Consider the following 14,087-nt stretch of genomic DNA (forward strand, 5'->3'; position numbering starts at 1 on the left):
CCTTGGGCAGGCAGCGCGATCCGGTTCGGTCGACCAGTCTAACGGACGCGGCCCAGCAGCTGGTCCAGCGCACGCAACCGTTCGGCCATCGCCGCCTCCCGACCGTGGTCGGTCGGCCGGTAGTAGCGGGCATCGCTCAGCTCGTCGGGCAGGTACTGCTGCGCCGCCACACCGTGCGGGGCGTCATGGGCGTAGAGATAACCCTGGCCGTGGCCCAACTTCTCCGCGCCTGCGTAATGGGCATCGCGAAGATGCGGCGGGACCTGCCCGATCCGGCCGGCCCGGACATCGGCGATCGCCTCGTCCAGGGCCAGGTAGGCCGCATTCGACTTCGGCGCCAGGGCACAGGCGACAGTGGCCTGGGCGAGGGGGATCCGGGCCTCCGGCATCCCGATCAGCTGCACCGTCTGCGCCGCGGCCACACACAGCGGCAGAATCGTCGGGTCGGCCATCCCGATGTCCTCCGAGGCCGAGATCATCAGCCGCCGGGCGACGAACCGGGGATCCTCGCCGGCCACCAGCATCCGCGCCAGGTAGTGCAAGGCGGCCTGCACATCGGAGCCGCGGATCGACTTGATGAAGGCACTGATCACGTCGTAGTGCTGGTCGCCGTCCTTGTCGTAGCGCACGGCCACGACGTCGATCGCCGATTCGATCACCTCGGTGGTGATCTGCTCCAGACCGTCGGCAGCAGCCCCGGCGGCGGACTCCTCGAGGAAGGTCAAGGCCCGCCGCGCATCGCCACCGGCCATCCGCAACAGCGTCTCCCGGGCCTCCCCGGTCAGCTCGAACCGGCCGTCCAGTCCCCGGGAATCGCTGACAGCACGATCGATCAGCGCTCCGATGTCGTCATCGGTCAGCGGTTTCAGGGTCAGCAGCAACGACCGGGAGAGCAGCGGGGAGATCACCGAGAAGCTGGGGTTCTCGGTGGTGGCGGCGATCAGGGTGACGATCCGGTTCTCCACCGCCGGCAGCAGCACATCCTGTTGCGCCTTGGAGAACCGGTGCACCTCGTCGACGAAGAGCACGGTCGGCTCGCCCCGGGCCAGGTCCGCCCGGGCGGTGTCGAGGATCTGCCGTACCTCCTTCACCCCGGCGGTGACGGCCGACACCTCGACGAACTTCGACTTCGCGCTGCGGGAGACCACGCTGGCGATGGTCGTCTTGCCCACCCCCGGCGGCCCCCAGAGGAAGACCGACATCGCCGTGTCGCCCGAAGCCAGGCGGCGCAACGGCGCCCCGGGAGCCAACAGATGCTGCTGGCCGAGGATCTCGTCGACCGAACGCGGGCGCATCCGTACCGCCAACGGCAGCCGGTCGTGATCGGCGTCCAGGCTCCCGCCCCGGGGGCCGCTGCGTACCGGCTCCGGGGTGGAATTGCCGAACAGGTCCTCGCTCATGCAGGACTCTGGAGGAAGGCGTTCAGGTCGGTGATCACCCGGCCGTCGATCGAATGCGCCAGCCCCGGGTAGACCTTGGCGGTCAGCTCCGCCCGGCCGTCCAACCACCGTGCGGTGGATTCGATCCAGCGCTGCGGGATCATCGGGTCGGCATCACCGCGGCCCCAGAAGACCCGCGGCAGGGGTGCCTCCGGCGGCGCCTCCCGACCGGTGGGTACGGCGAAGCCCGACAGCACGATCCAATCCGCGGCCGCCGTGGGCCGCTGGGCCATGGCCGCCAGCGCGACACTCGAGCCCTGGGAGAACCCGCCGACGCTGACCCGCTCGGCCGAGAGCCCCTCCAGCCATCGGTTCAGGGTCGCCGCGTTCTGTGCCGCGGCCGTGGCGTAACCCGGTTCGTCGACCACCCCGGTCTGGCTCAACTGCAGCGGGTACCAGGCACGCCCGCCCCAGGGCAGTTGCACCGGTGCCCGCGGGCAGGCCAGGACCGTACCGGCGGGAAGGTGCGGGGCCAGCGACAGCAGGTCGTTCTCGTCGGCGCCGAACCCGTGCAACAGCACCACCAAGTGGTCGTCGGGCTGCAGCGGCGCCGACCAGGCGACGGTCCAGTCCTCGCCGGTCTCCGGTGTCGTCATGCTCGGGTTCCTGTCGTCATACCGCGACTCTCCTGTCGTCATGCCCCGGCTCGGGTCGGGTCGTCATCTCCCGGCTCGGGTCCCCATCCCCGCGCCATACCAGCACCTTCGTCTCCTCATCCGTTCCGCAGGATCGGCACTTCTGGCGTACCTATTGATGCGTGTGCTGCGGAACGGATGGGAGAGGTGATGCGTGTGCTGCGGAACGGATGGGAGAGGGGTCAGGACTTCGGGGTCGCCGGGTCGGCCTGATCGGCTCCTGCCCGCTCCGGCGACTTCTCCCCGGCCACGCCCGGTCCGGGCGCAGCGGGGGCGTCGTCGCCCTTGCGCTGGGGCTTGGCGTCGACACCGGCCTCCTTGCGCTGCTGGGCGGTGATCGGGGCGGGTGCACCGGTCAGCGGGTCGAACCCGCCACCGGACTTGGGGAAGGCGATCACGTCGCGGATCGAGTCGTTGCCGTTCAGCAACTGCACCACCCGGTCCCAGCCGAAGGCGATCCCGCCGTGCGGCGGTGCGCCGTAGGCGAAGGCCTCCAGCAGGAAGCCGAACTTCTCCTGGGCCTCCTCCGCGCTCAGCCCCATCACCTTGAACACCCGCTCCTGCACTTCTCGGGAGTGGATACGGATGGAGCCGCCGCCGATCTCGTTTCCATTGCAGACCAGGTCGTAGGCATAGGCCAGGGCGTGACCGGGGTCGGTGTCGAAGCTGTCGATCCATTCCGGCTTCGGCGAGGTGAAGGCATGGTGCACCGCGGTCCACGCACCCTCACCGACGGCCACGTCGCCGGCGGCCACAGCCTGCGCAGCAGGCTCGAACAGCGGCGCATCGACCACCCAGCAGAAGGCCCAGGCATCGGGATCGATCATGTCGGTACGGCGGGCGATCTCCACCCGGGCCGCGCCGAGCAACTCCTGGGAGGAGGGTCGCTCCCCGGCACCGAAGAAGATCGCGTCACCGGGTTTCGCCCCGACCTGAGCTGCCAGGCCCTCACGCTCGGCCTCGGTGATGTTCTTCGCCACCGGACCGCCCAGCGTGCCGTCCTCGGCGACCGTGACATAGGCCAGGCCCTTGGCCCCGCGCTGACGGGCCCATTCCTGCCAGGCGTCGAACTGCCGGCGGGGCAGCGAGCCTCCCCCGGGCATCACCACGGCGCCGACGTACTCGGCCTGGAACACCCGGAACGGGGTGTCGGCGAAGTACTCGGTGACCTCGGTGAGTTCGTTGCCGAAGCGCAGGTCCGGTTTGTCCGAACCGTAGCGATCCATGGCATCGCGGTAGGTGATCCGCGGGAACGGCCGCGGCAGCTCCACCCCGATCAGGGTCCACAGGGCCGCCGTGATCTCCTCACCGAGGGCGATCACGTCGTCCTGGTCGACGAAGCTCATCTCGATGTCGAGCTGGGTGAACTCGGGCTGCCGATCCGCCCGGAAGTCCTCGTCCCGATAGCAGCGCGCGATCTGGTAGTAGCGCTCCATCCCGGCGACCATCAGCAGCTGCTTGAACAGCTGCGGGCTCTGCGGCAACGCGTACCACGATCCCGGGGAGAGCCGTGCGGGTACGACGAAGTCCCGGGCACCCTCGGGGGTGGAACGGGTCAGCGTGGGGGTCTCGATCTCGGTGAAGTGGTGGGCGTCGAGCACCTGCCGGGCCATCTTGTTCACCGCCGAACGCAGGCGCAGCGCGTCCCCGGCGGATTTGCGGCGCAGGTCGAGATAGCGGTACTTCAACCGCGTCTCCTCGCCCACCCCGGAACGGTCGTCGATCTGGAACGGCAGCGGCGCGGACGGGTTGAGCACGGTCAGCTCGCTGGTGACCACCTCGATCTCACCGGTCGGCAGGTCGGGGTTGGCATTGCCCTCGGGCCGCAGCTCGACCACTCCGGTCACCTTGATCACGTACTCGTTGCGGAGGTCGTGCGCACCGGAGGCCTCCAGCACCTCGTCACGGACGACGACCTGGGCGATGCCGGAGACGTCACGGAGGTCGAGGAAGGCCACTCCCCCGTGATCTCGGCGGCGGGCCACCCACCCGGCGAGGGTGACGGTGGTTCCGGCATCGGAGGCGCGAAGGGTTCCTGCATCATGGGTACGGATCACGGGTACGGCTATTCCTCTCGGGTCACCCCGTATCGACGGTACGGGCGCATCTCGATGCTATGCCCGTCGACCCCATCGGCGCATCTCGGAATCGCTCCCGGGTCGATCGGCCCGGTCGCCCCGGACCGACTAGAACCAGACCCGGCTAGAACCAGACCCGACTAGAACCAGACGATGTCAGGCTTGTCGCTGGTGACACCGTCCATGATCATCGTGAAGGTCTGCTTCCCGGTCTGCGCCCGGCTGAAGGTCGCCTGCTGACCGTTCACGGTGCCACTGGCCTGGAAATCCCAGTCAGCCTCGATCTGCAAGGAGGCGGTATCGGGGGCATAGGTCACGTCGATATCCCCGCCCCAGGGGTCACCCTTGATCGTCCGGCTGATGCTGTCGGTGTTCACCTCCTGGCCGCCGCTGGCCTGGATCGCCATCGGACAGCCCTGCGGCGCGAGCTCCTTCTTCTTGGCGCAGGAGTCCAGCGCCTTCTTGCCCTCGTCGATGATGAACTTGCGCCCCTTGTCGGTCAGCGCCAGCTGGCTGGACCAGGTGCTGCCGGCCTGGTCGAGCACCAGTGCCGAATCGTTCTCCCAGGCCGTGCGGTCGGTGCCGGTACCCATCGAGTACACACCGGGGAAGACCGGCAGCGCCGAGCCGCCCTGCACCTCGACCCCGTTCACCTCCACCGGATCGGCGCCCTCGAGGGTCAGCACCGGCAGTTCGCTGGTCACCTGCCACGCCTCACCGGCGCGGCTCAACTGCAGATCCCACTCGGCGGTCTCACCACCGGCCGCGACCACCGCGGTGGCCCGGGCCTGGCTCAGGTCGTCGGTGACCGTCGGCTGGACGTCGGAGATGGTCAGCGGCTCGTCCCCGCGGGCAGCCTCCAACACCTCGTCGGTGAGCAGGGTGGTGTCGGTCGGCTCGGCCGACAACATACCCAGCACCTCGTCGGCACTGCCGGCCGACAGCGCCTGGCCGTAGGCGTTGACCGTCTCGGTGACCGCGGTGCGCTGCTGCGCCAGGTCGGCAGCATGCTGTTCGGCCGCGACCTGTTCCTGGTGCCGCTGATAGGCGAAGACGGCAACCACGGCGAGGACGAGCACCAACACACCGGCACCGATCCCGAAGAGCAGCTTGCGGGAAACCTTCTTCTTCGGCTGCTGCTCGGCCTGTCCGGGACCGCCCGGTTGCCCGGGAGGGTTCTGTCCCGGACCCCCGGGCCCCTGGTTGCCGCCCGACCAGCCGGCGGCACCGGCTCCGGCGGCCGGTCCCCACCCCTGGCCGGGTTGGCCCGGCGCCCGGCCCGGTTGCTGCGGGCCCTGGTAGTTCGGCTGCCCCGCTGGCGGAGTGTTCGGCTGCTGTCCGGGGCGAGCCCACTGTCCCTGCTGGCCCCACTGTCCCTGCTGGCCGGGGTTGCCGTACTGCCCGGGGTCTCCCTGGCCACCGGGCTGACCCGGTTGCTGGGGTCCCCGCGGTTGCGACTGGTTGTATCCGGGCGGGACGGGTGAACCGTTCCCTCCAGCGGAGCCGGGCGACCACTGCGGTCCACCTGGCGGCGGCTGGGGTGGCTGATTCATCGGATTCCTCCCACTTCACGGATGCTGCGATGAAGCGTACTGACCGAGGGGCCCGATCCACCAGATTTGGATCCGCCGGGTCCTTCGCGGCCGCTCAACCCAGCTTCACCGTGGCGGTACGGTCGGCTGCCGGCGGCTCCCACCGCGTGGGGTCGGCCTGCACCTGCTCGCCGCTGCGGATGTCCTTCACCTGATCGGTGCCGAACCAGACGAACGGGATCCCCCGGCGTTCGGCATAGCGGATCTGCTTGCCGAACCGGTCCGCCCGCGGTGCGACCTCGGTGGCGATGTCGTTGGCGCGCAGTGCGGCGGCCACGGCGAGTGCCTCACCGCGCTGCTCCTCGTCGGTCACCGCCACCAGCACCACGCTCGGCACCGAGCGCGATGCACTCGCCGTACCGTCGGCGACCAGCGGGCCCAGCAGCCGGCTGACCCCGACGCTGATGCCGACACCGGGATAGGTCTGCTTGCCGTCGTCGGCCAGCGAGTCGTAGCGGCCGCCGGAGCAGATCGAACCGAGCTCGGGATGGCCTTCGAGCACGGTCTCGTAGACGGTGCCGGTGTAGTAGTCCAGTCCGCGGGCGATCCGCAGGTCGGCGACCAGTCGTCCGGGGCGATAGGTCTGCGCGGTCTGCACCACCTCGGTCAGCTCGGCCAGGCCCACGTCGAGCAGTTCGTGTTCCACCCCGAGCGCGCGTACCCGGTCGGCCAACTCGACCCCACCGGACCGGATCTCGGCCAGGGCCAGGCACTTGTCGGCCACCTCGGCGGCCAGACCGAGCTCGTCGGTCAGCAGCGCTGCCACCTTCTCCGGTCCGATCTTGTCCAGTTTGTCGATCCGCTGCAGCACCGCACCGGTCTCGGTGATGCCGAGCCCGCGGTAGTAGCCCTCGGCGAGCTTGCGGTTGGAGACGTGCATGGTCACCGGCGGCAGTCCCAGTTCGTCCGACATCCGCGCGAACGCACCCAACATCACCAGCGGGATCTCCAGGTCGTGGTGGGTGGCCAGCGAACCGGCGCCGACGATGTCGATATCGGCCTGGGTGAACTCGCGGTAACGGCCCTGCTGGGGGCGCTCCCCCCGCCAGACCTTCTGGATCTGGTAGCGACGGAAGGGGAAGTTCAGCTTCCCGGAGAACTCGGTCACATAGCGGGCGAAGGGGACGGTGTTGTCGTAGCGCAGGCCCAGTTCGTCGGCGGTGGCCTCATCAGCGTGCAGCCGGCGTACCGCATAGACCTCCTTGTCGATCTCCCCCTTGCCCGCCAGCACCGACAACGGCTCCACGCTGCGGGTCTCCAGCGACGCGAAACCGTGCAGCTCGAACTCGTGGCGCAGCAGGTCCAGGACACGCTGTTCCACGATGCGTCCTACGGGAAGGAACTCGGGGAAGCCGGACAGTGCTCTGGGACGGGAATTCACAAGGGCCAACTCTAGGACACCGGCGCGAGCGGTTTCCGCCTTCGTCGCCGACGAGTTCGTCGTCCGGCAGGCCCGGGGCCGCGCCCGTACCGGCGATTCCGCGCGATCGGGAGCGTCCGGGCCCTGCAGGTCTCGAACGGGCGGGCGGTGAATACGGCAAGATGGGCCTCATGAGTGAGTCCGACGTGCCAGACCCCGGCCAGACCCCGGCCAGCGACAAGCCGACCCGGGCTGCCGCGCCGACACCTGCGTCCTCCCCGGCCAATCTGGCGGCCGCGGCCGATGGCGCGCGGAGCGCCGATCCCCGCAGCTTCGGCCGGGTCGATGACGACGGCACCGTCTATGTCCGTACCGACGACGGTGAGCGGGCGGTCGGTCAGGTTCCCGATGCGACACCGGAGGAGGCGCTGACCTTCTTCACCCGCCGCTTCGATGCGCTCGCCCTGGAGGTGCAGTTGCTGTCGACCCGGGTGGGCAATGGCACCGTCGGTCCCGATGAGGCACGCAAATCGGCGTCGGCCCTGCGCAAGAGCATCGCCGAGGCAAACGCGGTCGGCGATCTGGCCGCCCTGAGCCGCCGCCTGGAGTCACTGACTCCGGTCCTGGAGGAAGCCCAGGCCAAGCGGCGCGAGGAGAAGGCCCGCTCGATCGCCGAGGCCAAACAGGCCAAGGAGAAGATGGTCGCCGAGGCCGAGAAGCTGGCCGCCGGGAACGACTGGCGTGGCGGGGTCAACCGGTTCCGGGCACTGCTGGACGAGTGGCGTGCCCTGCCACGCATCGACAAGGCCACCGACGACGAGTTGTGGCACCGTTTCTCCTCCGCCCGCAGCAGCTACACCAAGCGCCGCAAGGCCCAGTTCAGCCAGCAGGCGAAGCAGCGTGCGGAGGCGCAGACGGTCAAGGAACGGATCATCGCCGAGGCCGAGGGACTGGCCACCTCCACCGACTGGGGCCCGACCGCTGGCGCCTTCCGGGAGCTGATGAACCGGTGGAAGGCCGCCGGACCCGCGCCCCGGGAGGTCGACGACAAGCTCTGGGCACGTTTCCGCGGCATCCAGGATCAGTTCTTCGGTGCCCGCAATGCCGAGCTGGACAAGCAGAACGAGGAGTTCCTCACCAACCAGAAGGCCAAGGAGGAACTGCTCGCCACCTACGAGCCGAAGGTACGCCCGGAGGAGGACCTGAGCGGATCCCGGGCGGCCTTCCGGGAGTTCCTGGAGCGCTGGTCGGAGATCGGCAAGGTTCCGCGGGAGGCGATCCGGCCGCTGGACCAGCGAGTGAAGGCGATGGAACGTTCGCTGAGCTCGGTGGAGCAGGCCGAGTGGAAGCGTACCGACCCCGAGGCGCGGGCCCGGGCCGAGGACACCGCGGCGAAGCTGCGCAACCAGATCGAGGAGCTGGAGGCGAAGGCGTCGAAGGCCGAGGCCCGTGGGGATGCCTCGGCGGCAAAGAAGGCGCGGGAGTCGGCCGAGACCTACAGGACCTGGCTGGAACAGGCCGAGAAGGCGGTACGCGACTTCTCCGCCTGAGCCGTTGGGGCGATCCACGCCCGGTCGTGTCACCGCCACCGGTCTGTCGACCGCGACACGAGCACGCGACGAACGCCGTCGACCTCGCGAGTCGGCACAAGACAAACGTCACACTCGATCGTCGTTTCCCGCCCCACGCGCCAAGATCCGCGGGTTTCGCTGATCGAGTGTGACGTTTGTTCTGTGCCCGTCGACGGTCCCGCCCGTCTGGCCCCAGGCGAACTTGCGCCCGTACCGTCAGCCGCAGCCCCGCCCGTCGGGACCAGCCGCAAACCCCGCCGATGTGCCCGCACGGTGGGTCGATTCATCCCTGAGTCGCTGGTCTTCCGGCCGTTCAGCGGGTTGAATCGCTGGTGTGGACCTTGCCAGCTTGATGGATCAGATCACCGCAGCAGTCGAATCGGTGGCTGGCACCTGGTGGGTCTACCTGGCGATCTTCGGCTTCACCACGATCGACGGGTTCTTCCCGCCCGTACCCAGTGAGTCCCTGGTGGTGTCGTTGGCGGCATTGTCGATGTCGTCAAGAGAGCCGTCACTGGCCCTGCTGTTCCTGGCCGCCGCCGGTGGCGCGATGGCCGGGGACAACATCGCCTACCAGATCGGCCACGTCGTGCATCCCAGCGACGACCGGGGACCGGTCTGGCTCCGCGGGCCACGGATGCAACGTACCTTCGCCTGGGCTCGCCGGGCGCTGGACCGCCGGGGGGCGATGATGATCCTGGTGGCCCGGCACATCCCGGGGTGCCGGGTGGCGGTGAACATGATGGCCGGCGCGACCGGGTACCCGCGCCGCCGATTCGTGGCGCTGACGCTCGTCGCGGCCGTCCTCTGGGCGGCCTATGGGATAGGTATCGGCGCCGTGGCCGGGCACTGGATCAAGGATGAGCCGCTGCTGGCCGCCGCCCTCGCCGTGGCGGTGGCGATCGTGCTCGGTGTGGTGGTGGACCGGATCTTCGCCGTCGTCCAACGCCGTCGGGGCCGGCGGCTCCCCCACGAGGCCGAGGAGCCGATCAGCCAGTCCTGAAACCGTCGGGACCGGCGAGCTTCGCGGACCACAGACCGGCAGCCGGCCGACGTTTCCCCACCATGCCCCGACGTCAACTAAGACAAACGCACACTCGATCACCCGTCCCCGCCGAAAACGCCCAAATCAGGCGATTCCGCTGATCGAGTGTGACGCTTGTTTGAATCCCCACCCGCGCGCTGGGACACCCGTGGATGCTCGACCAATTCGCCTACCCAGAGTCGGCAAACCCGTCATCGACGCCCCACGAGCGCGACACCCGACGGTCCTGCGCCCCTCACGAGGGAGTCTTCACCTCGCGCCCAAGGACCTCCCGGGCAACAGCTCGATCCCTTAACTCGATCCCTTAAGACATCACCCGGAACACGTCATAGACACCCTCGACCCGGCGGATCGCCTTCGCCAGCGCATCCCGATGCCGCTGGTGGCGCCGGCAGAAGTAGTTACCGGGGTTGATCGCCCAGCGGTGCAACCCACAGGCACCAGGCATTGCGACAGCAAGGACCCCGACGTCAGCAAGACAAACGTCACACTCGATCGCCCATCCCCGCCGAGAACGCCCAGATCGGGCGATCTCGCCGATCGAGTGTGACGTTTGTTTCACTCCCCACCCGCGCGCTGGGACACCCGTGGATGCTCGACCACTTCGCCTACCCACAGTCGGCAAACCCGTCATCGACGCCCCACGAGCGCGACACCCGACGGTCCTGCGCCCCTCACGAGGGAGTCTTCACCTCGCGCCCAAGGACCTCCCGGGCAACAGCTCGAACGGTCCCTCCCAGGCGTCACCCGCTAAGACGTCACCCGGAACACGTCATAGACACCCTCGACCCGGCGGATTGCCTTCGCCAGCGCATCCAGATGCTTCGGGTCGGAGGTCTCGAAGCTCATCTTGATCTTGCAGACCCGGTCCCGATTGGTGGTCAGGCTGGCCGAGACGATGGACACATGCAGATCGGTGACCGAACGGGTGATGTCGGAGAGCAACCCGTGCCGGTCCAAGCCCTCGATCTGCAGGGAGACCAGGAACCTGCTCTGCGCATTCGGCGCCCAGTGCACATCCACCAGCCGCTCGGGCTGGGCCAGCAGGGAGGCAGCGTTCGTACAGTCCCGGCGATGCACCGACACCCCGGCGCCACGGGTGACGAAGCCGATGATCGGGTCACCCGGTACCGGCGTGCAGCATTTGGCCAACTTGGTCCACAGGTCGCCGGCGCCGTCCACCTCGACCCCGGACCCCGATCCCGGTTCGGAGCGGTAGCTGCGATTCGGGGCGGCGAAATCGGTCTCGTCCTCCTCGGTCTCGGCACTCTCCAGACCGACCAGGCGTTGCACCACCGATTGGGCGCTGACCGTACCCTCGCCGATCGCGGCATACAGCGCGTCGACGTCCCGCAACCGGTGGAAGGTGGCTGCCTCTGCCAGATGGGCCTGGGTCATCAGCCGCGACAACCCGGCCTTGCGGATCTCCTTGGCCAGCGTCTCCTTGCCCGACTCGACCGCCTCCTCGCGGCGCTCGCGGGTGAACCACTGCCGGATCTTGTTCCGCGCCCGGGGGCTCTTGACGAACTGCAGCCAGTCCCGGCTGGGGCCGGCGTTCTCGGCCTTGGAGGTGAGGATCTCGACCACGTCGCCGTTGCTCAGCGCCGACTCCAGCGGCACCAGTCGACCGTTCACCCGGGCACCGATGCAGCGATACCCGACCTCGGTGTGGATGGCGAAGGCGAAGTCGACCGGGGTGGCACCGGTCGGCAGCGCCTGCACATCACCCTTCGGGGTGAAGGCGTAGACCTCGGTGGTGTTGATCTCGTAGCGCAGGGAGTCGAGGAATTCGCTCGGGTCCGAGGTCTCGGACTGCCAGTCGGTGAGCGACCGGATCCACGACAGTTCGTCACCGGGCAGGGCCTGGGACTCACCGGCTCTCTTCGCCTCCTTGTACTTCCAGTGGGCGGCGACACCATACTCGGCCTTGCGGTGCATGTCCCAGGTACGGATCTGCAGCTCGACCGGTTTGCCCCGCGGGCCCAGCACGGTCGTGTGCAGCGACTGGTACATGTTGAACTTCGGGACCGCGATGTAGTCCTTGAACCGCCCGGGCAGCGGATTCCAGCGCACATGCATCACACCCAGCGCGGCATAGCAGTCGCGCGGGTTGTCGACCAGGATCCGCAAGGCGACCAGGTCGTAGATGTCGGAGAAGTCGCGCCCGCGGACCACCATCTTCTGGTAGATCGAGTAGTAGTGCTTGGGTCGTCCCTGCACGGTCGCCTTGATCTTGGCATCACGCAGGTCGGCATTCACCTGCGCGGTCACCTCCCGCAGGAAGCTCTCCCGCGACGGCGCCCGCTCGGCCACCAGGTGCACGATCTCGTCATAGATCTTCGGGTGCAGCACCGAGAAGGACAGGTCCTCCAGCTCCCACTTGACGGTGTTCATGCCCAGTCGGTGGGCCAGCGGGGCGAAGATGTCGAGGGTGTCGCGAGCGATCCGGCGCTGTTTGTCGGGCCGCAGGAACTGCAGGGTACGCATGTTGTGCAACCGGTCGGCGAGCTTGATCACCAGCACCCGGATGTCCCGCGACATCGCGATGACCATCTTCCGGATCGTCTCGGCCTTCGCCGAGTCGCCGTAGCGGACCTTGTCCAGCTTGGTCACCCCGTCGACCAGCTGGGCCACCTCGGCACCGAAATCGGCCTCCAGCTGGGCCAGGGTGTAGGAGGTGTCCTCCACCGTGTCGTGCAACAGCGCTGCACACAGTGTGGGCTCGTTCATGCCCAGCTCGGCGAGGATCGTGGTGACCGCCAGCGGATGGGTGATGTAGGCGTCGCCGCTCTTGCGGGTCTGTCCGGAGTGGTAGTGCTCGGCGGTACGGTACGCGCGCTCGATCAGCGCCGTGTCGGCCTTCGGGTGGTGGGAGCGGATCACCTTGAACAGCGGGTCCAGCACCGCCATCTGCGGACTCCGGGAGGCACCGAGGCGGGCCAGTCGCTGACGCATCCGCAACCGTGGTTGTTCCGGACCGGAGCTCAGCCTGCTCTGGGTCGGTTCCGACAACGGTTCGGCGAGGATGTCGACCGGTCGGGCGTCACGCGTCGGGACGCGCCGCAGTTCCTCCTGACCGCTCTCGCGTCCCAGTTCGGCCATGCAACCCCCTTCGTGACCACCTGAGTCTACTCCCGCGTAGCGAATCACACTGCCCAAGCAGACGAGCAGCTGGGGGTGGGTCACCGATCCCCCGGAATCCGCCGCTGTCGGGACTCGACAGGCAGATCCGCAGCCTCGGAATCACACCTCTCAGTCGAGTTCGCTGCGCTGATGTCCTTCGCGCATCGCGGGCGAGCCGGCCGCACGCTGGCGGGCGGCATCGGCCTCGGAGCGGCGGACCACGATCAGCTGGTCACCGGTGGACAACTGCTTCACCGACGGGTCGTAGAAACGGCGCAGGGTCTTGTTCCGGACCACGCCGAGGACCTGCTCGCCGTTGACCTCCAGCGGTGACCTGCCCACCTCATCGGGGCGTACCTGCCGCTCGGCGACCTCCAGGCCCTCACCGGAGGCGAGCAGATCCTCGATGGTGGTGCCGATGTCGGGGCTGACCGCGGACAATCCGAGCAGCCGGCCCACCGCATCGGAGGAGGTGACCACCGAGTCGGCACCGGACTGGCGCAGCAGCGAGCCGTTCTCCTGCTCACGGACCGCCACCACGACATGCGCGCTCGGATTCAGCTGCCGCACCGTCAAGGTGCAGAGCATCGCCGCATCGTCGCGGTTCAAGGTGATGATGACCTCCTTGGCCTTGGAGATCTCGGCCCGCCGCAGCACATCGCGCCGCGTACCGTCACCGTGGATGGAGGCCACCCCGTCATAGGCGGCATCCTCGATGCCGACCGGATTGGAGTCGATCACCACCACCTTGCCGAGGTCGGACTCGTGGCGTTTCAACGTGGCCACCGCACTGCGGCCCTTGGTGCCGTAACCGACCACCACCGTGTGATTGCGCATGTTCTTCCTCCAGTGGCTGTCGATCCAGATCCGGCGGCCCTGATTGGCCAGCACCTCCAAGGTGGTGCCGACCAACAGCACCAGGAAGGCGATCCGCAACGGCGTGATGACGATCGCGTTGATCAGCCGCGAGTGCGGAGCGATCGGGGTGATGTCGCCGTACCCGGTGGTGGTGACGGTGACCGTCGAGTAGTAGATCGCGTCGATCAGCGTCACCGTACCGTCGTAGTTGTCGGTGTAGGCGTCCCGGTCGAACCAGACCAGCAGGGTGGAGACGGTCAGCAGGCCGAGCGCGATGAGCCCGCGGACCAGCAGCTGCCGCAGCGGTGAGGCGTCACGGAACGGCAGGTTGACCAGGATCCGCTCACTGCGCCAGTCCCCCTTGCGGCCCGCGACGACGCCCATCG

10 protein-coding genes are annotated in these 14,087 nt (G+C 68.4%); 2 read left to right on the forward strand and 8 right to left on the reverse strand.

All coding sequences use genetic code 11. From position 1 onward, the window contains the following. Window positions 1–38: 38 nt before the first annotated feature. From CLV29_RS05565 to hisS, 5 genes are all read right to left on the reverse strand, one after another. Window positions 39–1,400, reverse strand: coding sequence for a replication-associated recombination protein A (locus tag CLV29_RS05565; RefSeq protein WP_133754002.1), 1,362 nt, complete (start codon window positions 1,398–1,400; stop codon window positions 39–41). After that, the gene (locus CLV29_RS05570; RefSeq protein WP_166649142.1) at window positions 1,397–2,035 is read right to left on the reverse strand and encodes an alpha/beta hydrolase; all 639 of its coding nucleotides are present in this window, start codon (window positions 2,033–2,035) and stop codon (window positions 1,397–1,399) included. The genes CLV29_RS05565 and CLV29_RS05570 overlap by 4 nt, the downstream gene beginning before the upstream one ends. A gap of 221 nt (window positions 2,036–2,256) precedes the next feature. Further along, window positions 2,257–4,131, reverse strand: a complete 1,875-nt coding sequence (aspS, locus tag CLV29_RS05575) for an aspartate--tRNA ligase (RefSeq protein WP_133754004.1) — start codon at window positions 4,129–4,131, stop codon at window positions 2,257–2,259. Between the two features lie 161 nt (window positions 4,132–4,292). Continuing rightward, window positions 4,293–5,705, reverse strand: a complete 1,413-nt coding sequence (locus CLV29_RS05580; RefSeq protein ID WP_133754005.1) for a hypothetical protein — start codon at window positions 5,703–5,705, stop codon at window positions 4,293–4,295. Between the two features lie 94 nt (window positions 5,706–5,799). Next, the gene (gene hisS / locus CLV29_RS05585; RefSeq protein WP_133754006.1) at window positions 5,800–7,125 is read right to left on the reverse strand and encodes a histidine--tRNA ligase; all 1,326 of its coding nucleotides are present in this window, start codon (window positions 7,123–7,125) and stop codon (window positions 5,800–5,802) included. A gap of 170 nt (window positions 7,126–7,295) precedes the next feature. Here hisS and CLV29_RS05590 point away from each other — a divergent pair, with 170 nt between their 5' ends. Next, entirely contained in the window at window positions 7,296–8,654 is a 1,359-nt protein-coding gene (locus tag CLV29_RS05590; protein WP_133754007.1) for a DUF349 domain-containing protein, read from the forward strand. Window positions 8,655–9,009: 355 nt separating this feature from the next. Further along, window positions 9,010–9,678: a DedA family protein gene (locus CLV29_RS05595; RefSeq protein WP_208292765.1), complete on the forward strand. Its 669-nt coding sequence runs from the start codon at window positions 9,010–9,012 to the stop codon at window positions 9,676–9,678. A gap of 346 nt (window positions 9,679–10,024) precedes the next feature. Here the strand turns inward: CLV29_RS05595 and CLV29_RS16130 are convergent, their stop codons facing one another. The 3 genes from CLV29_RS16130 to CLV29_RS05605 all read right to left on the reverse strand — a co-directional run bounded on the left by CLV29_RS16130 (window position 10,025) and on the right by CLV29_RS05605 (window position 14,085). Then, complete coding sequence (locus CLV29_RS16130; protein WP_166649143.1) at window positions 10,025–10,168, reverse strand: hypothetical protein; 144 nt, start codon at window positions 10,166–10,168, stop codon at window positions 10,025–10,027. Window positions 10,169–10,470: 302 nt separating this feature from the next. After that, on the reverse strand, window positions 10,471–12,675 hold the full coding sequence (locus tag CLV29_RS05600) for a RelA/SpoT family protein (RefSeq protein WP_133755057.1): 2,205 nt from the start codon (window positions 12,673–12,675) through the stop codon (window positions 10,471–10,473). A gap of 297 nt (window positions 12,676–12,972) precedes the next feature. Continuing rightward, window positions 12,973–14,085: a potassium channel family protein gene (locus CLV29_RS05605; protein WP_133754008.1), complete on the reverse strand. Its 1,113-nt coding sequence runs from the start codon at window positions 14,083–14,085 to the stop codon at window positions 12,973–12,975. Window positions 14,086–14,087 lie beyond the last annotated feature (2 nt).

It is taken from the genome of Naumannella halotolerans (assembly GCF_004364645.1).
Taxonomy (GTDB): Bacteria; Actinomycetota; Actinomycetes; order Propionibacteriales; family Propionibacteriaceae; genus Naumannella; species Naumannella halotolerans.